Source organism: Nocardioides sp. (genome assembly GCF_050699375.1).
GTDB lineage: Bacteria > Actinomycetota > Actinomycetes > Propionibacteriales > Nocardioidaceae > Nocardioides.
Genome location: NZ_JBOHDN010000141.1, coordinates 1 through 23552 on the forward strand (window position 1 = coordinate 1; position 23552 = coordinate 23552).

General features: G+C 67.3%; 9 protein-coding genes. 4 read left to right on the forward strand and 5 right to left on the reverse strand.

Annotated features, from left to right (window positions below; all coding sequences use genetic code 11):
* From ACRDPS_RS10220 to ACRDPS_RS10230, 3 genes are all read left to right on the forward strand, one after another.
* Positions 1-3516 (forward strand): CDP-glycerol glycerophosphotransferase family protein (locus tag ACRDPS_RS10220; RefSeq protein WP_431501526.1); only part of this gene is annotated, 3516 nt, incomplete at its 5' end.
* Positions 3507-4604, forward strand: coding sequence for a glycosyltransferase family 2 protein (locus tag ACRDPS_RS10225; protein ID WP_431501527.1), 1098 nt, complete (start codon positions 3507-3509; stop codon positions 4602-4604). The genes ACRDPS_RS10220 and ACRDPS_RS10225, both read left to right, overlap by 10 nt.
* A 292-nt stretch (positions 4605-4896) precedes the next feature.
* Entirely contained in the window at positions 4897-6945 is a 2049-nt protein-coding gene (locus tag ACRDPS_RS10230; protein ID WP_431501528.1) for a polysaccharide pyruvyl transferase family protein, read from the forward strand.
* A gap of 561 nt (positions 6946-7506) precedes the next feature.
* On the opposite strand, the gene ACRDPS_RS10235 is transcribed toward ACRDPS_RS10230, so the two are convergent.
* A complete protein-coding gene (locus ACRDPS_RS10235; RefSeq protein WP_007079305.1) occupies positions 7507-8448 on the reverse strand; it encodes a GlxA family transcriptional regulator in 942 nt (313 codons plus the stop codon).
* A gap of 107 nt (positions 8449-8555) precedes the next feature.
* On the opposite strand from ACRDPS_RS10235, the gene ACRDPS_RS10240 reads away from it, so the two are divergent.
* On the forward strand, positions 8556-8867 hold the full coding sequence (locus ACRDPS_RS10240) for a putative quinol monooxygenase (RefSeq protein ID WP_006247389.1): 312 nt from the start codon (positions 8556-8558) through the stop codon (positions 8865-8867).
* Positions 8868-9892: 1025 nt separating this feature from the next.
* Here ACRDPS_RS10240 and ACRDPS_RS10245 read toward each other — a convergent pair.
* From ACRDPS_RS10245 to ACRDPS_RS10260, 4 genes are all read right to left on the reverse strand, one after another.
* Positions 9893-10348, reverse strand: a complete 456-nt coding sequence (locus ACRDPS_RS10245; RefSeq protein WP_431501529.1) for a hypothetical protein — start codon at positions 10346-10348, stop codon at positions 9893-9895.
* Positions 10349-10350: 2 nt separating this feature from the next.
* Positions 10351-17238: an RHS repeat-associated core domain-containing protein gene (locus ACRDPS_RS10250; RefSeq protein WP_431501530.1), complete on the reverse strand. Its 6888-nt coding sequence runs from the start codon at positions 17236-17238 to the stop codon at positions 10351-10353.
* Between the two features lie 137 nt (positions 17239-17375).
* Positions 17376-20378 (reverse strand): LamG-like jellyroll fold domain-containing protein, encoded by a 3003-nt coding sequence (locus tag ACRDPS_RS10255; RefSeq protein WP_431501531.1) that lies wholly within the window; start codon positions 20376-20378, stop codon positions 17376-17378.
* Positions 20379-20631: 253 nt separating this feature from the next.
* On the reverse strand, positions 20632-23511 hold the full coding sequence (locus ACRDPS_RS10260) for a bifunctional glycosyltransferase/CDP-glycerol:glycerophosphate glycerophosphotransferase (protein WP_431501532.1): 2880 nt from the start codon (positions 23509-23511) through the stop codon (positions 20632-20634).
* Positions 23512-23552: the final 41 nt, after the last annotated feature.

Below are 23552 nucleotides of genomic sequence, written 5' to 3' on the forward strand. Positions count from 1 at the left end.
CTCGACCGCACGATGCACGTCGACTCCCGGCGGATCGCCCGTGCGGCCCGCCGCGAGGGACGCCGTGCGAAGTACGCAGTCGGGCTCGGTCCGAAGCCGATCCTCAGCGTGGTCATGCCGATCTACAACGTCGAGCAGTGGGTCGGGGCCGCTCTCGACAGCATCCTGACGCAGTCGCTGCAGGCGCTCGAGGTCATCGTCGTCGACGACGGCTCTCCCGACGGCTCCGCCGAGGTCGTACGCCGCATCGCCCGCCACGACCCGCGGGTCAGGATCGTCACCAAGGAGAACGGCGGCCTGGGCGCGGCCCGCAACACCGGCCTGGAGCACATCCGCGGTGACTACGTCGCCTTCGCCGACTCCGACGACATCATCCTGCCGGGCTCCTACGAGGCCATGGTGGACCTGCTCGAGCAGACCGGGTCCGACTTCGTGACCGCTGCCTTCGAGCGCGGCGAGCAGGGCCGGGCGACCCGCCCCAACTGGGTCAAGAAGCTGACCCGGGTGACCCGCACCGGGCTCACCATCGAGGACGAGCCGCTGGCGCTGCTCGACATCACCTCGTGGAACAAGGTCTTCCGCACCAGCTTCGTCGACGAGCACGAGCTGCTCTTCAGCGAGGGCGTGCGCTACGAGGACCAGGTGCCGATCACCCGCGCCTATCTCGACGCCACCTTCGACATCCTCGACCGCTGCGTCTACCTGTGGCGTACGAGGGACGACGGCACCTCGATCACCCAGCAGAAGGCGACGCTGCACGACCTCGCCGACCGCATCCTCAGCCAGGACCGCTGTGCCGAGCTGGTGCAGGACGCCCCGACCGAGGTTCGCAACACCTGGTTCGTGAAGCTGCTCGACTACGACTTCCCCAACTACGTCGAGGCCGCGATCGGCGCCGACAACGCCGAGTACGCCGACGCCGTACGCGAGCGCCTCGCCGTCCTGCGTGACGAGATCCCCAGCGAGATCTGGGCCCGGGTCCAGTTCCGCAACCGGGTCGTCTCCTGGGCGCTGAGCCACGACGACTTCGACCTGGTCGACGACCTGCGCGGCTGGTTCCAGCGGTTCCAGTCGGGCCGACCGATCGGGGTCGTCGACGGTCGTCCCGTCTTCGTGCTGCCCGAGGGGCTCGACAAGCGCGGCACCCTTCCGCCCGACACGCTGCGGGTCGAGGAGGTCGACCTGCTCCCCCGTGTCCAGCTGACCTCGGCCGCGTGGGACGGCGCCGACCTCGTCCTGCGCGGCTCCGCGTTCCTGCAGAACCTCACCGACGCCTACGCACCGCACCTGCTTCGCCTGCACGTGCGTGGCGTGGGTGTGGACGTCGAGATCCCGGTGACCCGGTTCACCGACCCGTGGCTCGACGAGGTCGCCAACCGGGCCTACGAGGACCGCGCGGCCGCCGGTTTCGAGGCCCGCATCGACGCCCAGAAGCTCGCCGAGGTGACCCCCGCCGGCCAGCATGATCTGGTGCTCGACTTCGAGCACACCCAGGGCGCCTTCACCCGCGTCTCGGGCCTCACCGGCCAGGTGCCGTCCGGCCCGGCCGGCTTCCGCGAGGGCCACGTGCTGGCCGACCGGCTGGTCCGTCTGGGCGGCAACGGCGCCAACGGCTTCCGCATCCACGTCCAGGACGACTGGGCACGCACCGCCGGCCACCAGATCAACCCCGACGGCTCCGTCGAGCTCACCGTCGTCGGCCCGCAGCGCAACCCGATCACCGGCACCGACTTCGGCAAGGTCGTACGCCGTGCCGCCGACGGCACGATGACCGTCCAGCTCCAGCCGCGCCGATCGCGCGAGCTCGAGGCGAAGCTGACCTCCGGCGGCTATGTCCCGGTCCGCTGGGCCGAGGAGGCCAACGTCCTCGGCGCCGAGGACGGCAACGGGCCCGACAGCGAGCCCCGCGACGAGCCCGGCCGGGCGTACGTCGTGCGCAGCGGCGGCAACACCGTCCGGGTGACCAACCGGCAGCCGTCGGTGGACATCACCGCGATCGACGCGACCGAGGAGCGGCTGGTGCTCCGCGGCGTCAGCCTCGGCGCCGCCGGCCACCGCCTGCAGCTCTCCTCCGAGCGCGTCGACGCCGTCGCGAGCCACGCCCTTCCGGCCGGCGAGTTCGAGATCGAGGTGCCGGTGGCGCGCGACGCCTGGCAGCTCGGCCGCACCGCGCTGCCGACGGGCCGCTACGAGCTGCGGCTCCTCGACGAGTCCGGCGTGGTGCGCGAGTTCGCCCACCTGAAGGTCGCCACCTCGCTGCGCGCGCACGGCCCGATCGACATCGAGATCAACGACGCCCCGGTGCGCATCGGCACCAGCAACTCGTGGAGCCTGATCGTCATCTCGCACGCCCTGCCCGTGGACGTACGCTCCGGGCGCAGGCAGCAGCAGCTGCGCGAGCGCTACCTCGAGCAGCGCCACGAGGAGCGCCTTCCGGTCGCCCTGCTGGAGACGTTCAAGGGCAAGATGGCCGGCGACTCCCCCGCGGCGATGGCGCGCGAGCTGCTGGCCCGCCACCGCGCCGGCGAGGGTCCGGAGCCGGTCTACAGCGTCAACGACCGCTCCGTGCTGGTCCCCGACGGGGTCCGGTCGGTCGTCCGCTTCTCACCGGAGTGGTTCGAGCTGCTCGCCCGGGCGCGGTATCTGGTCACCAACGACAACTGGCCGTTCTTCTTCGAGAAGGCCCAGGGCCAGGCGTACGTCCAGACCTGGCACGGCACCCCGCTCAAGCGCATCGCCAAGGACATCACCGACCCCAAGGGCGGGCTGTCGGTCCTCTACATGAGGACGATGGACGCCGAGGCGCGCGCCTGGGACCGGCTGATCAGCCCGAGCCCCTACTGCTCCGAGATCCTGCCGCGCGCCTTCGGGTTCGAGGGCGAGGTGCTGGAGTCCGGCTACCCGCGCAACGACGTCCTCGCCGCCGATGACCGCGACGAGGCCCGGACGGCCATCCGGAAGCGGCTCGACATCGCCGAGGACCAGCGGGTGCTGCTCTACACCCCGACCTGGCGCGACTCCTTCTCCAAGGTGCTCTATCTCGACCCGGCACAGGTCGTCGCGGCGCTGCCCGACGTGACGGTGCTGGTCCGTGGCCACGTGAACACGTCCACCGGCGCCTCGGTCGCCCCCGAGCTCGCCGGCCGGATCCGCGACGTCACCCTCTACCCCGACATCAACGACCTGTTCCTGGCCGCCGACGTGCTGGTGACCGACTACTCCTCGGTGATGTTCGACTTCGCGATCCTCGACCGGCCGCAGGTGTTCCTGGTCCCCGACCTGGCCGAGTACGAAGCCTCGCGAGGGTTCTACTTCGACTTCGCCGAGACCGCTCCCGGGCCGCTGTTCGGCGACAACGACTCGCTGATCGCACACCTGTCGGCCGGCCCGGCCGCTGACGAGGCCTATGCCGAGGCCCGAGCCGCCTTCCGGGAGAAGTTCGCTCCCTGGGACGACGGGGCCGCCGCCGCACGAGCCGTGGACGCACTGCTGTCCGCGGCCGAGGCATGCGACTGACCCGGAGGCGGCCGTTGCTAGGCGTCATCGTCCCTGCCTACAACATCGCGCCGCTGCTCCCCGCCGCCCTCGACAGCATCCTCGGGCAGACCTACAAGAACCTGCACGTGGTCGTCGTCGACGACGGGTCGACCGACATGACCGGCGTGATCGCCGAGGAGTACGCCGACCGCGACCCTCGCGTGAGCGTCCGCCGCACCGCCAACCATGGCCTCGGCGCGGCCCGCAACACCGGCCTGCGGCACCTGGCCGGCGCCGACTACATCACCTTCGCCGACTCCGACGACGTCGTCCCGCGGGCTGCGTACGCCACCATGGTCCGCACCCTGGAGAAGACCGGCTCCGACTTCGTGACCGGCTCCGTGTTCCGCTGGGAGGACGGCGAGCTCATCGAGCCCGTGTGGATGCAGAACTTCCACAACCCCGCTCGACTGGCCACCACGGTCGCCGCCGACCCGCGCATCCTGGGCGATGTGTTCGCGTGGAACAAGGTCTACCGGCGTACGTTCTGGGACGCGGCCGGGCTCTCCTGGCCCGAGGGGCTGCGCTATGAGGACCAGCCGACCCTGACGCAGGCCTATCTGGCGGCGACCACCTTCGACGTCATCCCCGAGGTCGTCTACCACTGGCGCATCCGCACCGACGGCACCTCGATCACCCAGCAACGCTCCACGGTCGCCGACCTCCGCGACCGCCACGTCACCAAGAAGATGTCGTTGGAGACCGTGCGGAAGTACGTCGCCGACGGCGGTGACCCCGAGGTCCTCGAGATCTTCCTGAACAAGACCCTCCCAGGCGACATGCGCCGCTACTTCGCCGCGATCCCCGAGGCCGGCGAGGAGTGGTGGGACCTGCTCGTCGAGATGGTCCGCGACATCTGGTCCGAGCGCACCCTCGCCGACACCAGCCTCCCCCCGGGCCAGCGGCTCATCGGCTGGCTCGTCGAGAACGACCGCCCGACCCAGGCCCGGCACGTCGCCGCCTGGATCGCCGAGCACGGCCGCGTCCCCCGCAACGAGGACGGCACCGCCCTCGACGTCCCCGAGCTGGACCTCTCCGGCATCGACCCCTACGCACTGCGTACCTGACCCCCGTCCCACCTCCGCTGGTCGAACCTGCCGAGACTCAACGCGTTGAGCCACCGACAGTCCCCGGCCCAAAGTGGTTTCAGACGTACGGGCCCGTTACCAGCCGGTATAAGGGCTCGCACGTCTGGGACTAGTTCTGACCTACTTGCTGGGGATGGTCCGCACACGACCGCCATCAGGCCTGGCCCTGGCCGCGCACCTGATTCGGCTGCCGATAGACTCGGCGGGCTCGCGGCGGGGACGAGCCCAGTTCTCTCGGGTTGTGTTTCCTTGTCCGTGAAAGTAGCCGTGCGTGCAGAACACCATTCGACGAGTCGTGGGCGTCTCACCCCTCCGGCTGGGTGACGCCTGGCCCGTCCACCGCGACCCGCCCCGCCCGGCCGAGCTGCGTCAGGCCGACTACCTCGACAAGTTCGACCACGACACCCTGGTCTACGACGCATTCCCCGTCGGTGACACCGTCCGGCTCAGCGGGCCGCCCCTGCTCAACCTGGCCACCGGTTTGGCGGAGTCCGTGTGGCGTCTCGACGGTGCCGAGGTCACCGCGGACCTCCGTGACCTCGACCGCACCCAGGGTTCCTGGCTCAGCGCCTCGGCCGCCGGGGGCGAGAGGCTCACGGTGACCCTGGGCGAGGCGACCTGCTCAGCCGAGATCTCCGGTAGCGGGGTCGACTGGTTCCGCGGCCGGTCGGTCCTCGTCACCAAGTCGAGGAACAACGACCTGCGGTGGATCACCGACTGGGCCCGCTTCCACGCCTCGAAGCAGGGGGTGGACGCGGTGCTGTTCTACGACAACGGATCGGATCGCTACCGCCCCGAAGACGTCCTCGCGGCCCTCGACGTCGCTGGCATCGACGTCGCCGTCGTCGTCACCTGGCCGTTCAAGTTCGGCCCGCAGGGCGGCAACTGGGAGGGTCTGACGGCCGCGCCGTGGGACTCCGACTTCTGCGAGTACGGCATTCTCGAGCATGCCCGGCACCGCTTCCTCTCCGAGGCCGCCGGGGTGCTCAACCAAGACATCGACGAGCTCGCGGTCTCCGAGGACGCCGCCGGGGTCTTCGACCTCCTCGCCTCCACCGAGTCGGGTGCGATCCGCTATCCCGGGCGCTGGATCGAGAATCCCCGGGCGACCGACCGGCAACCGCCGCACTTCTCGGACTTCACCGTCTATGACAGCACCCGGAAGCCGAGCACCAGCAAGTGGGCGATCGACCCGACGCGTACGCAGCATGCCGAGCAGTGGAAGACCCACAGCGTCCGCGGCGTCACGATGACGACCACCACTCGCATCCGGCACCGCCACTTCGCCGGCATCACCTCCAACTGGAAGTACGACCGCGGTGGCACCGCTCCGGTCAGCCCCACAAGACACCGCTACGACGGACGTCTCTCCGAGGCCATGTCCGACGTCTTCGGCACCGACTCGGTCCACCCGGTGCCCGGCGTCGCCGTCCTCGACGAGGCCGTACGGCAACCGGCCCGCGCCGTCGCCTCCTACTGGCCCGACCAGCCCACGACCTTCGACGGCCAGCTCGCCCCATGGCTTCTCGAGACGATCACCGGCCTGCCGTCCTACAACACCATCGGGCAACCCGACGCCGGCAACGCACTCATGGCCGGCGGGTCCCTGGTCGGCAAGATGCAACGGCCCGGGATGACGATCTGGGGCTCCGGGCTGGCTGCTCCGCTGGGCAAGGCCGCCATCGAACGCCTCCGCGACCGCAAGCCCCGCGAGATCCTCGCCGTCCGCGGCGTACGCACACGCAACCAGCTCATCAAGCACCTCGGCTGGGACGTACCCGAGGTCTACGGCGACCCCGCCCTGCTGATGCCGTACGTCCTCCAGCCCGGCGAGCGCCCCAGTGGTCGATCCGGCCTCAGCGTGATCCCGGGCCACGCACAAACCCGCATCATCACCGAGTCACTCATCACCCGTTCCCGCGGACACCACGTCGACGTGCAGCGACCGGCCGAGGAGGTGGTCGAGGAGATCGCCCAGTCCGAGGTCGTCGTGTCGACCTCTCTGCACGGCCTGATCATCGCCCAGGCGTACGGCATCCCCTGGGTCTGGCTACGCGTCGACGGCACCGGCGTCGCCGGTCACCGCTTCAGGTTCTCCGACTTCTTCACGACGTTGGAGAAGGCCGACGTCGTGACCGTCCCGGTGACCGCGGAGACCGCCCCCTCGCTCGACCTCGCCCAGATCGCCTCCTCGGCCAGGCTCCCGGGATCGAGGTTCGACCCACGGGCCCTCCTCGGTGTTCTCCCCTACGACATTCGCGACGACTTCCGTCGCCGCCTCCCCCGCCCCCGCCGCAGGTGGCTGCGTGGACTCATCTGACAAGCCCGACTTCCCGAGGATCCCGCCGGATGTAGGGCACCAGGGTCTCGGCGTAGGCGATGGGTTGACGTTGGCGCCGCCGATGACCGCAGGGCACTTGTCAGCTCGCACAGCGAGGTCGCCGGCCGATATCACGGTCTCATCTCCGGCAATGTCGCCAGGAAAGGGGCTCTTCCCAGATGAGGGTGTAGGTCGGCCGGGCGCGTCGGTCCGCAGATAGACGTCGAGGTCTCCCGACGATGGAGGTTCCTACGCCATCCATCCGAAAGACCTCGACGTGACCGACGCTACCCCGCCGGCCGGCCTCGGCCGCCCTGACCTGACCGCCTTCGCGTCTCATCCCAATCGACCCTGATCGGGTCTGCTGACCCCCTCGACGAGAACGCAGCGACATCACAGCCACCCAACCCCGACCGGCCGGGAAGCCGGGGCACGTCACATGGCCTGTGCTGCGGGCGTGTCGAGTGGGTCGTCCAGGGGCGACGCAGGAGCGTCGACGCGACGTGCTGAGAGGTGGTTCCAACCGGGCGCTAGGACACCGGCTACAGGCATGGCGATAGGTCAGGAACGGCGTCGCTCCCTGCGCAGGAGGGAGCGCAGAGTCTCGGCGTTCGCGTAGCCGACCCGTAGCGCGATCTCGGCGGAGGTGAGGTCCGTGGTTGCTGAGAGGTGCCGAGCTCGTTCGATGCGAAGCCGTTGGACGAAGCCGAGCGGAGTGAGGTTGAGCGCCGCACGGACTCGTCGTTCGAGGGTGCGCCGGCTGGTGCCGAGCGACTGCGCGACGAAGGCGACGTTGAACGGTTCGTCCAGGCGGGCGCGCACGAAGCGTTCGAACTCGACGACGATCGGGTCCTCGTGCCGGAGATGTTCGTAGGCGACGAAGGCCGCCTGCGACGGACGCTCGTCGATGATGAGGAGCTTGGCGACATGTTGGGCCAGGTCGGGGCTGATCGATCGCACGAGTGAGAGCGCGAGGTCGATGTGGGCGAACGCGGCGCCGGCGGTGACGAGGTTCCCGTCCACGACGACCATGGTGTCGAGATCGAGGGCGACGGTCGGATAGCGCTTCAGGAACTCCGGCCCCAGGAACCAGCTGGTCGTCGCCCGCCGATGATGCATCCGTCCGGTCTCGGCGACGGCGAACACGCCGGTGCACGCCGCGGCGATCCGGGTGGTCGCGTCGTCGAGGCGCCCGAGCGAGGCGATGACCGAACGAGCATCTCGGCTCTGGAGGGCGTCGTTGGTAGCGGCGGCCGTGAGGGTTCCAAGCGCAGGGACGACGACCACGTCGAACTCTCCGGACTCCGACAGCGGGTGGTCAACCGACAGGGTCATCGATGCCGTCGTGGTCACTCGCCGTTTCGGTCCGAGGATGGCGAGTTCGATCGGGTCGATCCGCGGGTCGATATCGCCGCGGGCTCCGTCGGCCACCCGCACGATGTCGATGACCGACGCGACAGCCGAACCGAAGCAGCCGTCGATCGCGATCAGTCCGATACGCATGGCGCGAACAATAGCAATACTGTCGTATACGCCACTCCCCATCGGCCCTCGCTCGTCATACGCTGAACTCGCCCCACGAAGAACCCCGACTTCAAGGAGAACCCCTCATGTCCACACCCGCATCACTTCCGTATGCCTTCGTCGCCAAGATCGTCGCGGCCGATGGACAGCACGACGCGCTCGCCGATCTGCTCGCCGGCGCTGTCGCACTCGCCAACGAAGAAGTGGGAACGATTGTCTGGTTCGCGGCTAGAACCCACGCCGACACCTTTTGGATCTTCGATGCATTCCCCGACGAGGCCGCTCGCGACGCCCACGCCAACGGCGCCATCGTCGCAGCCCTGATGGCCAACCAGCACCTCCTCGGCGCAGCACCCGAGATCCTGGCGGCCGACGTCCTCGCGTCCAAGCTCCCGTAGTCCGCCAACGCACGAGACGATCGCGCCCCGCCGAGCCGTCGGACCCGACCGCCTCGACACCCGCACCACGTTGACGATCCCCGACGGGCCGATCACGAGGGGGGCCAGGCAACACCAGGCGCAAGCCTGGAGCGGCACTGGTTCACCGGTGGTCATCGAGAGAGCCAGCGCGGTTCCATGGCAGCGCAACTGTGTCAACTTGCCCTCCGTCCCGCTAGGCGCCGTGGGCGGGTCTTGGTTGCGATCCGTTGCCGTGACGGGAGACGCGTTGCGCGTCGCAGCGATGACGGGTCGTTGGCGTTCCGGGGCGTTGCGTTCGTGCGCGTCGCCCGTGCGGCATGGAACATCTCGCTGCGCACACAACGATCGCTGCGCCGACGCACCGTTGACACCTCGCACGTCCAGGTCGCGACACAACGCCACGCCGCGTTGCCGAGCGGAGCGAGGCCTATCGGCACACGGACAGGATGCCGGCCGCGAGCGCTCAGCCGGCGAGGGGTCCGTCGCAGAGGAGAGCGACGTCGGTGTCGGGCAGAGCCGTGAGGCCAGCGCATCGCGCGACCACCAGAACCGAACCGCCCCTGCCCTGCGCTTCCGCAGGTCAGGGGCTGTTCGCCAGAGCCGCCTGTCGGAATCGAACCGACGACCTAATCACGTCGGCTTTGCGTCTATCGCTTGATGCGCCCACTGGGCGAACGAGCCGCTGACCTGCGCAAACGCCGAGAGTGGGGGGCGCCGCCATCCGGTGGTGACCGACGACGACCGACCAGTACCGACCGTTTCACCGGAGCTTGCGGCGGCGTCGAAGCCGAGCAAGCTCCATTCTTTTAGCTCACCGCGCCCTCCTCCTAGTCGGTCCCGTCGTCGTCGAAGACGGGAAAGGGACAGGGCTGTCGCAAGGATCAGGTATGCCGTGCCGCACATCCCCGCAGCAGTCCCAACAGCGCCGCTGACGTTATCGGCGCCCACCGACCAGACAATGTCTCCTGACCACCCGTATCAACGGGGCGCAACGACTCGCGACATCATTCGAGCTCAACGTCCAGGACGAGGTCGTCGAAGTTCGCCTCGCCCTGCCCATCGCTGCATCGAAGTCGGAACGAGTCACTGGCGGGATCGCCCTCGACTTGAATAGCCGAGTTTCCCAACCAGGCCTGCGTGACGTCGTGACCGCCCCGCCACACGTTCCACAACTTCAGACTCGTCTTACCCCGCCCTCGTCGGCGCACACTGACAACGACCGAGGACGGCGCAGAATCGCGCCAGAGGACGATGTCTTCTCCTTCGACGCCGTTCGCCTCCAGCACCCCTCCTCGTATCCGGAGCTGGACTCCTTGAACTGGCGATTCCGCCGCCGAAGCGAACGTAAGACGGACGCCGGTCGGCACCTCGTTGAACTCGAACAGGCCGTAAATCACCGTTCCGTTCCAGTCAATGACGTTGGTCTGCTGCTCAGCGAAGAGCTCGGACAGGTCGGTCACGATCAGTACCCCGGGTGTCTGTAGGGATCAACGGCAGCGTGCTCCTGCGGCCACCGAGGAACGACTTCGGTGCCCCCGTCACGGTACGGGATGGGTTCATGGCTCAGTTCCATGGACTCCATACCGCCCTTGTCACGGTTGTAGCGCTGTGGCGCAAGCCCTCGACGCATCCGGGCGATGTTGGCTTCACTCCAACTGTCGATCTGCGAACTCGCCGCTTCATTCTTCCAGAAGCGGCCTCGGACGGTTGACCACGCAGGCTTGTTCCCCGCCTTGGTCAGCGCATAGATGTCATCGCCAGCCTTCCATCCGAGCTTCGCTCCAGCGTTTGTGGCGGCCCGGCTGGCCATGGCGGCTTCTTTGGCCTTGAGGATTTTCAATGCCGGGATGGCCGCGGCGACCTCGAATATGCAAGCCGCTCCGAGGTCCTTGCAGGCTGATGGGTCGCCCACGAAGAGGATGAAGGCGTCCTTGGCGCCCTGGTTCGATCCACATGCCCATCCATCGCAGTCCATCGACGCTTTCGCGCAGTGCTGGTCTTTGAAGTCGTCGTCGCCACGGTCGCAGGCCCAAGCGATGCGGGTCAGCGCAACGTCAATGGGGGATGACAGTTCCAATTCTTCGGCGACCATCTCGTCAATCTCGTCACCGCTGACTCCCGGCTGGGCGTAAAACTCCTCACCGGGAAAGCTGCTGATCACGGTTATCGGGTCCGGAGGAGGGGGTGGAGCCGTCAGACGTGCTCTGGTGATCGCGCGGTTGGTCCCATGGTCAGGCTTGCGGTCGTCGCCGATGGCGTACAGACCCGTCGGATCACTGAAGGTGACCGGATTCTGGTTCGCATACGAGTACGCGTTCAACGACGCCGGGTCGGACAGATCCACGATCGGGTCGGTGGTCACGAACAGCCCTAGCACTGGGTCGTAGGGGCGGGCACCGACCTGCAGCAGGTCCACGCCCTCGTCGCGGGTTGACCCGACGAACCCCTTCTCCCCTGGGAACGCGGCCTTGTCCGGGTGCGTGCCTCGGTCGGCACCGAAGGGGCGCTGGCGGCGCTGCGGCACGGACTCATCCTCCGCCGACGCAGCCGCGGTCTCGGCGTTCCCCAGCGCGTACTCCGGGGTGCCCTGGGCATCGACCGACCAGGTCGTCACATCGGCCGGGTTCAGCCCGGTCCGGGTCGCGATCAGCTGGCCCGCGAACGTGTAGTCCCGCCGCGGCGCCACCTCACCAGCCTGGAGACCGGCGCCGGTGTCCTTGGCGCTGTCGTGGACCAACTCCACACCACCAGGCAGATAGACAGTGGTGACCGTGCTGGCTCCTGGGTCGGTGACCCTGCGCAGCACCCGTGCCCCAGCAGTGTCATAGACCGCTGTCTGAGCTGCGGCCGTCTCACTGGCCGGGTCGACACCAGCGAGGTGGTGCTCGGGATCCCACTCCAGACGCTGCATATCACCCTTGACCGGACGACCCAAGAGCTCGCCGGCATCGCTGTAGGTGTACGTGCCCTCGATCCCCGTCAGGGCCGCATCCGCAGTCCCCGAAACCGTGTCGACCGCGACCGTTCCCGGTGCATGCGCGGGCCCATCAGCCGGGTAGGAGTAGGTGGCGCGGGTGGTGCCCTCAGCTGTGGTGTACGTGTCGGTGAGCCGGTTGTTAGTGGCGTCCTCGAACGTCCACGCCTGGGCAAACCCATGCCCCGAGGGCAGATCACCCGCGGCCGGGGCGGTCTCGCCACAGGTCTGGGCGGTGCCCGACCAGGCCGTCTTGAGGCGGTTCAGTCCGTCGTACTGATAGCACTCGGTCTCCTGCCACGACGGATCCGCGGCACCGGTGGCCTGCTTGTCGGTCTGGACACTGGTTACGTTCCCGGCCAGGTTGTAGGCATAGGTCTGGAGCTGGTCGAGCTCGGGGCGGGTCTGGCGGTCGACCTGCTGCTCGGACAGGCGGCCGGAGCCGGGCTGGTAGCGGTAGGACTGCCACGACATGTGCCCGTAGGTGTTCCCGAGCGCGAGCTGGTCGAGCTGGCTGTAGGCGGAGTAGGCGGTCGCGATCACGTACTGGCCCATCGAGCCACCCATCCGGATCGGGCGGCCGAGGTCGTCGTAGTCGTGGACGACCTTCTCTGCCGGCAACACCGGCGTGGTCGCTCCCGTCGGGGTGATCGGGTAGTAGCTGGTCGCGGCGACCTGCCCATCGAGTCGGTAGGACTGCTTGGTCCGGTAGGTGCCGGCGACCTCGCCCGGCACCAAGCCTGCCGTGGCGGCGAGGGTGACGTGGCTGTCAGTGGGCTGCCCGGCCGGGTTATAGGCATCGATCGCCTGGGTGTAGAGCGCAGCACCGTCGCGGTAGCGAGTGGTCGAGGTCAGCTGCCCGGTCTGGATTGTGTCGTAGACCCAACCTGCGACCTTCTCGCGCGTCCCGTCGCCGGCGACCTCCTCGAGCGCCGTCTGGCGGCCCATCGCGTCATAGCTGGTCCGCAGCTTCGTGCCGTTGGCGTCTACCGACTCGACCGGGCGACCCAGGTCGTCATAGGTGGTGGAGGAGTCCCCGGCATCGGGGTCGCTGGTGGACAGGCGATGGCCCAGCTCGTCATAGGTATAGGTCCAGGTGTTGTCCTTCTCATCCTTGACCGTCTCCAGGAGCCCGGTGGCGGTGTAGCCATAGCTGGTGACGACCTTCGTGCCGTCACCGGCGTCGCTGTTCGCTCCGCCGTCGGTGTGCTTCCACTGCTCGCTGCTCCGCCCACGGGCATCAGCCACGACCGTGGTCGCGACGCCACCATCGGGCGGGTTGGTGTGAGTGAGGTTGCCGTCGTAGGAGTACCGGGTCACCGGGTCGGCATCGGTCCCGACCCAGTTCGTGGTCTGCGTCATCGGCCGGGAGGCACCGTCATAGGTGGTGAGGACCGACTCCGGAGCCGCATCGACCGGATCCACGAACGTAGTTGTCGGGAGCCCGGCGGCCAGGACCTGGTTGTCGACCTGGGCGACCCTGCCGGCGGTGTCGTAGTTGGTGATGGAGACGACCCGACCCTTGGCGACCTTGTTCTTCTCATCGGTCCACCGGGTCTCGGCCTGGGACTGCACCTGGCGTCCCAGCGAGTCGAACAATGCGGTGCTGGTCACCTGGCCAGGCGCAGAACCGGCGGTGCCACCGGTGAGGGTCTTGGTGGTGATCGCGTTGGTCTTCGCCCCACCGGCCCCACGCAGCTGGTAGGTGTAGGCCAGGTCCGCGACCCCGCTGTTGTTCCCGGGCAGCTTCACGCTGACCAGGCGCCCCAGGCTGTCGTAGTCGGCGGTTGTCGTGCCTCCCGCAGGATCGGTCACGGTGGTCGGGAGCCCCCACTTGGGCTCATTCACCGTAGTGGTCTGATGCCGAGCCAGCGGGCCTGCGCCATCGGGGTCCGGACTGGTGGAGACCACCTTGGTTGGGGTGCGGCCGGCTTCAGGGGTGTAAGCGATCGAGGTCGCCGCGCCGGCGGCGTCGGTGACCGTCTTGACCCGCCCGTTGGCGTCGTAGGTGGTCGCAGCGGTGGTCTGCCAGGCGTCATCGACCACAGCCTTAGTCGTCGTCACCAGACCCTTGGTAGGTGCCTGGCCGACGCTACCCCCGTCGTACGCCCACTGTGTCCCCTCGAGCAGGCCCGCGGCAGCGGGCGGCTCAGCACCGCAGGCACCTTCAGCCTTGCGGGACTGGGAGGGATAGCTGGTCAATCCGCCCACGACGGAGCCGGGGTAGGTGGTGTAGAGGCAGGTCCGGTCGGTCGTGTCGGCGGCCGCGGCGTCGCTGGTCTTGGTGTAGGCGTGGTCATCACGCTCGACCTCACGACCCCGCGAGTCGTAGTCCATGGTGACCTTGACGTACTGGCCCCCGCCGCCGTCAGCGCTCGCGCGCGGACTGGCGGTCAGGGTGCTGGCGGTCTGCACTCGCCTTGGGTCACGGTCAGCGGTGTGCCCGGCGGCTGCGGGAATGACGTCGTAGCTGGTGGTCTGCTTGGAGACCACGCTCTCGCCTGCATAGGTAGTGGTCGAGGTCGGCACACCGGCACGTGCCCTCGCCTCGGGGTCCAGGCCGGTTCCGTCCGACCCCATGCCCCGGTCGAAGGTCGCGACCGTCTTGGTGCGCGGGTGGCCGGTGCCATCAGCTCCGGCCTCGCCGACGCGGGTGGTGACCTTCGCGTATCCGCGCCATTGGTTCCACCGCTTCTTGCGATCCAGCGCAAGTGGGTCATCCGAGCGTGCCCAGGCACCGTCAGAGTCACCAGCAGAGGTCTCGGAATCGCCGTAGCCGTAGGTGGTGCGGACCTGGAACCCGATGCCGGGGTCTTGAGTGACGGCGGTGACGACGTACTTGTAGAACCAATGGTTCTCTTCGGGGAAAGTGTCGTAGTGCGCCTCATCGGGGAAGCACCGTTGTGTGTTGTTCGACGGGGCGGGGAACGCGCCGTCGACCTTGCACGCCGGCGGGCTGTAGGCGACGCCAAGGACCGAGCCGAGCTCGTCGATGATCGACGTGATCCGCGGCCGGTACATGGGCGGGAGGTTGTCGGTGGAGGTATCGACGCGGTTCTTCATCGGTGTCGAACGGAAGATGGCCTTGCCCGCCAGCGTGCCGGAGCCCGGCGTGGCCGCGCCGGCACGGTGGGTGATCGAGGACAACCACAACGTCACCTGATCGCGCGGGTCTTGCTTCTTCGGGAAGACATAACCCAGCGTCCACTCGTCGACCGGCTCGAACCCGTCATCGGGACCATTGCCCGTGTAGGTCTGGGTCCGCACGCGGGTGAGCTGTTTTGTCGTGAAGAAGGTCGGCGAGAACTGCGTGTCCAGGTCGCAGTCACCTGAGGTGCAGACCATGTCGAAGGGGACGTCGGGCCACTGGTTGGCGTTGTTCGCGTTCAGCGTGTTGCCGCTGCCAGTGCTGCAGTTATAGGAGTTGCGGCATCGCTCGGACACGTCGAACAGGACCCGCGCCGGGGCGGCGCCGGTGGACCCGGACTTGGTGCCGTAGGTGACCTTGGTGAGGTAGCCGCCACGGTCATAACCGGTCGCAACCCCGCCGCGGTCCTCGTCCGGAACCGCGCCGATGTTCTCGTTGGCGCGATAGCGGTTGGTCTCCTTCGCCCAGTGATAGGTCACCGTGTTTCCGACCGGGTCGGTCACTTCGGTCAGGTTCCAGCGCCAAGCCGCGTCCTGGCTCGATGAGCCGAACGTCGCGGCGTGGCCGGGCTCCCCGGCATGGTTGCCGTAGACCGGAACCCGCAGTGACGAGTTCGCGCCGGTGTCGGCGTCGGTCTGACCGAAGAGGTATCGGGTGCCGTCGGGGGTGGTGACCTGGAACCGCTCGAACTGGCCACCCTTGACCCCCAGCCGGGTGATCACCGAGCCGTCGTCGGTCCGCAGCCGGAAGTCGCCGGCACCACCGGACGGGTCCTTGACGAGCTCACCGGCGTGCGCGCTCAGCGAGAGGTTGAGCGCCTCGCCACGCCAGCACAGGTCGCCGGTGTCACGGTCCTTGTTGTTCGCCGCGCCTGGGTCATCGGCCTGGTCCTCGGCGCACGGCGCGTAGCTGCGTTCGATGAACCCAGGCGCCAGGTCCCATCCGAGACCGGCCCAGGAGGCCTGTACGTTGCCCGAACCGATGACGCCATCGACCGAGCCGGAGTCATAGGTCAAGCCGAGGCCCGGCTCCATCCCCGAAGCGACCGGCGGGGTCTGCAGCGGGTAGGACCACGTGAACGAACCGCTGGATCCACCGCCCGACCACGACGCCGCCGTCCCCAACGACGTGGCCGTCCAGTCACCGTCGGCACCGGTCGGGGTCGTCTCGGCCATCAACACCACACCGGCCGCCGCCGGCTCAGCAGCAGCCTCAGCGGACTTGGCCTCGGGAGACTCCTCAGCCGCCTCCGGCTCGTTGGAGCCGTCTTCGACCTTCGATGCGGCGGACTCAGACGCTTCAGGCTCAGCGGGGGCCGACTCGGCGGTCCCAGACTCGGTTGCCTCAGGATCAGCGGTCTCGGACTCGGTCTCCCCGGGCTGGTTCGTCTCAGCCTCGGGGGTCTTACCTGGGTTCTTGGACTGCTCCGGGGGAGCCACGTTCGGGGCAGGCTTGCTGAGAAGATCGCCGGGGAGAGTGGCGCTCAGGCGGCCCTTGCTGTCTCGAGTCGTGTCCAGCCACGTCGAGACCTGACAGGACTTGTTCTTGGGAGTGGTCAACACACACGCCGGGTAAGCGACCAGCCGCAGCCGACTCTCCCAGCCGCCACCCACCGGCGTGCTGGCCCGACTGTAGGCGGACACGTCCATCGCGACCTTTACAGGCGCCACCTCCGGCGGTGCTGCCGATGACGAGGCGCCCGCACCCGCCACCTCCTCCGGGGTGACCCGAACCACGGGACCCGACGCCCCTGCACGGCCACGAGCCGCGTCCGCCGGGTCGTCGCCCACGACCTCGACCTCGACGTTCGGAGCCTTGCCTGCATCGCCATCGTCGGCTTCGACCCACACTGGGAGATCGTCGGCCTGGGTCAGCTTCTCGGTCGGACTCACGGTTGCAGTACCGACGGTGGACTTCTCCGCGGCGGCGGTCTCAACTGGGACCGGGTCCGGGACAGTGTCCTCCTCCTCGACCGGGACCTCGACCTCGCCCGGGGACGCATCGGTCACCTCCCCAGTAGCCTCTGGTGCCAGACAAGGAGCATCGAAGGTCGTCGCGCGTTGCGACTGCCCCGCCTCATCTCCACAGACCACGCCATCAACGACCCGCAGCAACGGGACCGTGATCGGCACCGAGCTGGTCAGCATCCCCGCCAGCAACGTCACCGCCAATGACAAGGCCACCCCGAGCCGAAGTCCCAGCCGTACGCCGCGGCCGCGGCTTGCCATCGCGGCACCCGGCCCCGTCAGACGGCGCGATGCCCAGCGCAGAAGGTGGGGGAAGCGAAGGTTCACTGCAGCCGTCCTAGTCCGAGGCTTTGATCCGAGGTCGCCGTCTGGCGAATGGTCATCAGGGCGGTGCGTGCTCATGGCGTGTTCCGAACTTCGTGCGCCACCAGGTAGGCACCGGTCGGGTCCAACGGCCCCGAGTAGACCCGGACCTCATCCACGACACCGTGGAAGAACCCGCTGGGTGCGCTGCCCCCGTTCGGCGAGGCGCCGAGCAGCAGCGGACTCAACGCATTCGCGTTCTGATCGACGGACCCACTGACCGGCGCGGATCCGGCCTCGATCCCATTGATGTAGAGCCGGATTCGACCCGGCGAAGGTTCATAGACGCCTGTCAGGTGCACCCAGCCACCAGTCGCCTGTGCCAAGGACAACTCCGGGGAGAGCACATTGACCCAGCCCACGTCAGCAACCCGGAGCGAGAACGCCCATTGGTCGTAGTAGAGCCCGACCCGAGCACGCGCCCAGTTATCCGAGGAGTCCGGGAACGCTGAGATCAGCGACCACTTCCCGAACTCCGCAGGATCCGCCTTGACCCAAGCCGAGACGGCGAAACCTTCGGAGAGCTTGACCAGGTTCGCATTCGCACCCGACGAGGTTGCGTACTGGCCGGACCCGTTCAACGAGAGCGCCTTGTCACCTGCGGCCCAGATCTGATTGCCCGACCCGACCGGGTCGTAGTCACGATCGTGACCGTTGACCCAGGTCGGCGACCCCGACAGCGCAAGTGTCGCGGGCTCCTGCTCCGCAGGAGCCTCGTCGGCACCATTTCCGTCCAGATGCCACTGATGCGAGGTCGAGGCACCCATCACCTTGAACTTCAGCTGTTTCGCGGTCGACACGTTCCCGGCAACATCCGCAGCAGTTGCTGTGATCCAGTCCGGGCCCATATGCCCGGACCGAGTCACCGACACCTTCGCCCCTAGCGAAGAAGCTTCCTTCGAGCTCGGGGTCGCCGAGGTCAAGAACCCATAGCGGTAGTACCGCACATCCGTCGACGGCGAGTCCATCGAGATCGTCACACCCTGGCCGTAAGAACCCACCTTGGGCGCCGCGACCACTGGCGGATCAGGACGGACCGTGTCGATCACCAACGACACCGGTCCCCACGCCGGCCCCTGAAGGCCATAGGAGTCGATCCCGTATACCTGCCACGTGTAGTTCCCATCGGGGAGGTTCTCGGTCAACGTGATCCCCGCGCGCGTGTCCGATGGATGAAATGCGTTCCTACGGTCCACGACGACCTTGCCCGAGGAGTTCTTCACGATGAACCGCTGCTGTACCTGGTTCCCGTCCGGATCCGTCGTGGTCGCGAACAGCACCGGCTGGCGCGTCCGGACGTAATACTTGCCGCCGTAGTGCACCGCAGCATCGGTGCTGGTGTTTCCGTTGTACCGCTTCGAAGGCTCGTTCGGCGGCCGGTTATAGGTCACCAGCAGCCTCGGATAGGCACCATCCGAGGCGCCGTAGTGGCGCCAGGAGTACTTGTTGGTCTCGTCCTTGGCGAACATGCCCAACCGCATCCGGTCGTAGCCGTGGCTCAGATCCGAGATCAAGCCGGACTTCACGTTCCACTCGTTCGTGTAGTTCGACGAGCAGTAGTCCTCATGCCCGCGGGCCTTGTAGTTGGTCGACTGATGGTCGATCTTCGCCGGCCCTGGCCACCGCGTCCCCGAGTTGAACGCCTCCACCGTCCACACCTCGATCCCAGCACCCGTCGTGTTGCACGTGTGCTCGGGCGAATGGAACTGGTTATGCCAGAACGTCGCCGACTGGATCTGGGTCCCCTGCAAGCTCTCGATGTCGAACTTGTAAAACGAACGCGCCCTCTTCGTCGCCGAAGACCAGCCGTCATACCCAGCGCGACCCAACGCCACATCCCCGTACCAGTGCTCGCCACTCGACCAATACATCCCCCACTCAGCACCCAGGTCAGGACGTTCCAGCGGAGGGTCGAGAACAACGGGAAACGTTGTCTCCTCCGCCAGCAACATCGACACGTCCGGACGCACGTGCAGCTCCGCAGCAGTCTCACCGCTCTCGGCCCCGCCTGCCGCGGCCCCCCGCTTCGACTCAGCCCCGGCGGATGCAGGCTCGAGCGACATGGTCATGGCCGCCGACCGTGAATCGTCGGGGCGTTCTACCAAACGCCTGATCTCCTCCGTCGACGGCGCATCTGACTGGTCGATCGTTGCGCCCTGCTCCGACTTACTCGGCCCGGTGTTCGTCGAGTCCGGGTCAGCAGCGTCACCGGCATCCCACTGCTCTGGATGACGTGACGCGAAGACCACCTCACCGGTCCCGTTGGTCGCCTCCAGACCACCCTCGCCATCGTCGGCGACATCAACGCCGGAAGCGGTCAGATCGAAGTGGAAGTCAGCCACCTGCGGGAGCTCAGCCGCAGCACGATCGTGCAGCACCAGATAAGTCTGGAACCCGGCGACGCTCGCGCCGACCACCAAGTCGACCTGACCGCCCCAGACGCCGGTAAAGGTCGCTAGGTTCCCGTCCACCCTCGGAGCCGGAAGGTCGCCGTACTCGGCCGGCCACGACAGAGCGATCTGTTCACCGCTGGGGCCCTCAAGCTCCGCCAGCGGACCCGTTCCATCGGAGGTGATCGTGAACTCTGCCGGCGCAGTCACCGGCGCCAGCCGACCAGCTCCATCCGGTTCCAGCGATGCATCGATCTCGTGCCAGCCGTCGCTCTCGTGCACCCGCACTGGTCCGGGACTGATCTCTGCGACCATGCCCTGGTCCGGCACCGCTCGCACGATCTGAGTGGGCGTGGTCAAAGTGTCCACAACCGTGGGTTCGCCGGTTTCCTGCGCCTGCGCAACCGCCTCTGCCTCGGTCAGCAGCACCTCCGGCGGCGCCGGCGGGACGATCGCGGGCACGCCGGCGGCCGCCTCCGCCAAACCCATCGCGGGCATCACGCACAACCCACCCGCCAGCAACAGGGTGGACGTAAATGCCACCGCTACATCCAGAGCGCAGGGGAACTTCAACGTGGACTCCTCCAGAGCCGACCCGGACAACACATGTCTGTTTGCCGCCGTCGGCTCCGAGGGCGCGATGGGCATGCGACAGAGACAGTTGCATCGCTCTGCGCTCGCAGGGAGTAGAACTCAACCGGTGTTCCACTCCCGTGGACGTTCCGTTACCCATACGGGGCACGGTATAGTCCATCCGAACTAGGCCCTGCCATCCGAACTAGTCATGGATCTCGAAGCGGTCCGACGCCAATACGGCATGGGGTGAGTCCACAAATTCATCCGGCACCTGCGAACAGGCAAGGATTGGCGCAACCGCACACACTGCGGGCACGGCACGCCACTATCGGGTCGTCGACTGGTCGTGCTCCATCGGCGGGTCCAAGATCTGACCATCCGGTCCGGTGACCGCCACGCTCGAATCCAGCGCATCGACGGCGAGCAACAGCGCCTCGACTGCCTGCTCAGGCACCCGCGCAGACTGCTCCAGCGCCTCGACGGCAACGCTTAGAGGGCCCGGGCCCGCGGTCGATGTCTCCTCCTCGGCCCCTTCCACCACCTCGGGGCGATCGACGACCGAGAGCCGGTTTCGCAGCGGTTTGTTGATCCGCCGGATCGCCTGCACGGTCCGCTCGCTGTTGTGGGTGTCGCGGTGAGCGAAGACGTGCTCGATCCGGTCTGCAAACGGCTCCACGAATTTCTTCGGCGACTCTATCGCCGCGATGACCTCACTGATCGCCGCCTCGGCGTCCTCGACGACCGGGCCGAACCCGTCCTCCGGGTAGGAGAAGTAGCCCTTGCGGTAGGCGTGCGCCCCCGCGAAGAACTCCTCGCGGTCGAACTGGAAGTAGACCGACGGCGTATGCACGTACGCGGCGTCGAAGGCGAGTGAGGAGTAGTCCGTTACCGCGAGCGTCGCCCGCGCGATCCACGATTTGATGTCGTCGTCGGCGTAGGACACCAAGTGGACCCAGTCGGGAACATCACCCGGACCCAGGAGTCCCTGGAGATTCGGATGCGGCGCGAAGGCCACCTCAACCCCGGCTCGTGTCGCTGCATCGCGAATCTGCGGACTGGACAGCACCTGGATCCAATTCTGGAAGTACGCCGTCTCGTGGAAACCTTCGGCCAATGCACGCTGGTTGCTACTGGTCGTGTCGCTCGTGAGCAGGTATTGCCGCCATGTTGGGATGATCAGCACGACATTGCGGTCATCGTTCGGCGTCGCGTCGAGCAGCCGTTGGAGGTCGTCGTGACGTGGGAACCCAGTGACCTCGACCTCGCGGCTGGTCAGCTTGTACGGCGTCTTGTCACTCACGAACGACGCATACTCGGCCTCCCCGGTCGCCAGCATCAGGTGCATGGTCTTCGAGTTGAACCAGTGCGACAGGTCGTCCTTGGTCACCCCGTGCTGAAGGAATGTGAAGCGCCACCACTCGCGGCCGTAGCGCGCGAAGTCGTACGGCGTGACGATGTAGCGATCGATCTGCGAGGAGATCAGGTGTGCGGCGTTTTTCATCAGGAGCACGTGCTCTTGGGTGCCGTACGCCACCAACCGGAACCCGTCCGCTTTCAGGCGTGACCAGTCTGGGCTGGACTTGCTGAGCACGAACCAGGCGTTGACCTCCGGGTGAGCCTCTCGTAGGTGCCGGTATAGCGTCTCGGCGTTGTCGCGGGCCATGGTGTCGCGGTCCATCAGCACCCACGCGCGGTGATACTTCTTGCGCACCTTCTTCGAGCGGGCCAGCTTCTTGACCCGCTGTGGTTCGCGTACGCCATGGCGCTTCGTCAGCTCGCGCTGGAGACGGCCGCGCGCCCGCCGCCAGAGGCTGCGGTGCTTCGGCTCTTCCCAGGGAGCCGGGGCCGGCAACTCTGGACGTGGTGTGCCCCTGCCCCGAAGCCGGCTCCAGACCAGGTCTGAGTGGGCGTATCGCGAAGGTACGTCGTGCGAGGAGAAGACGATCTGGGCCGGGGTCGTCTGACCAGGAAGCACCATCGCCCAGTCCTGCTGTGCGTCGACCCAGCCAATCCGCTCGTAGACGAAGGTGCGGCCGAAGTAGTTCAACGCCCGGGACTTTGCACCCATCGCCGGGGTAGGGATGCCTCGGACGAGCAGAGTCTCGGTCTCCTCCGGATCCGTGAGGTAGTAGGTGAATCGGGTTGCACGCTGTTGGGGGTCGACGTGGTCGACCCGGACGCGCTGCCCAGATGGCACGGAACCGGTGCGCGCCGAATACCAGGCCATCCGAAGGTCCTCGGGCATCCAGGTCAGGTCATAGTCCAGGAACGACCTCGGGTCGATTCTGCCGATGAGGCGGTCAACCAACTGGTGGAACTCGACAAGGACTTCCTCAGGGACAGAGGCGGTCACCGATCCTGAACGCGCGTCATTCTTGAAGTACCACTGAAGGTCGTAGAGCGACATGAACTGCAGCCAGGTCGGAGGGGTGTTGTCGCCGAACCGATCCATGGCGGTGATGAAGCCGTGACGAAGAACAGCGGTGTAACGGTCGTGATCGGCCCAAGCCTTGTCCACCAGCGAGGACCCGTCACCACGCTTGCGGTAGAAATACATCGACTCGGCGATGAATCCCACCCGTCGTGACGGTCTCGCAGCGAGGTAGTGCGCCGTGTAGACCCCATCCTCTGCGACCGGTCGAACCCGGGCATCGAAGCGCAAGCCCTCCTCCCGGATGAACTCCAGGCGCCCGAAGCTGTTGTTGACCGAGAACGGGAAATAGCGCGGCTCGAGGTCGAGGTCGACCGTCCGAGTGCCGGGCTTGAAACGGAAGGACAACGGATGGTCGTCCTGCGCGGTGGACGGGTCCTCCCCCGAGAAGGGCATGAACCTACATGCGACGTAGTCCGGCTCCTCGCCGGTCGCCAGATAGTCGCGTACGCCTTGCAGGTAGTTCTCGTCGAGCGCGTCATCGGGATCGGGGAAAGACACCCAGGTCCCGGTCGCGCTGTCGAGACCGGCGTTGCGAGCCGAGGACAGTCCCCCGTTCTCCTTCACGATCACCCGGGCGGTGGCGACGTCATGATCGGTGATCCAGCGCCGGATCAGCTCCTCGCTTCGGTCGGGCGAGCCATCCACGACGAAAATCAGCTCGGCGTCTCCGAGACCACCGACCTGACGCCGCAGACTCTCCAAGAAGGTCCCGATCCACGCCTCGACCCCATAGGTGGGGACGACCAGACTGAAAAGAGGGGTCGACGACAACGCAGGTACTCCGGATCGGGTTCGTGGCGGGCGCCCGATAT

Excerpts from the sequence above, each read along its gene's own strand:
- ACRDPS_RS10255 (WP_431501531.1), bottom strand. The coding sequence starts at position 20,378 with ATGCCCATCGCGCCCTCGGAGCCGACGGCGGCAAACAGACATGTGTTG.
- ACRDPS_RS10225 (WP_431501527.1), top strand. The coding sequence starts at position 3,507 with ATGCGACTGACCCGGAGGCGGCCGTTGCTAGGCGTCATCGTCCCTGCC.
- ACRDPS_RS10250 (WP_431501530.1), bottom strand. The coding sequence starts at position 17,238 with ATGGCAAGCCGCGGCCGCGGCGTACGGCTGGGACTTCGGCTCGGGGTG.
- ACRDPS_RS10235 (WP_007079305.1), bottom strand. The coding sequence starts at position 8,448 with ATGCGTATCGGACTGATCGCGATCGACGGCTGCTTCGGTTCGGCTGTC.
- ACRDPS_RS10240 (WP_006247389.1), top strand. The coding sequence starts at position 8,556 with ATGTCCACACCCGCATCACTTCCGTATGCCTTCGTCGCCAAGATCGTC.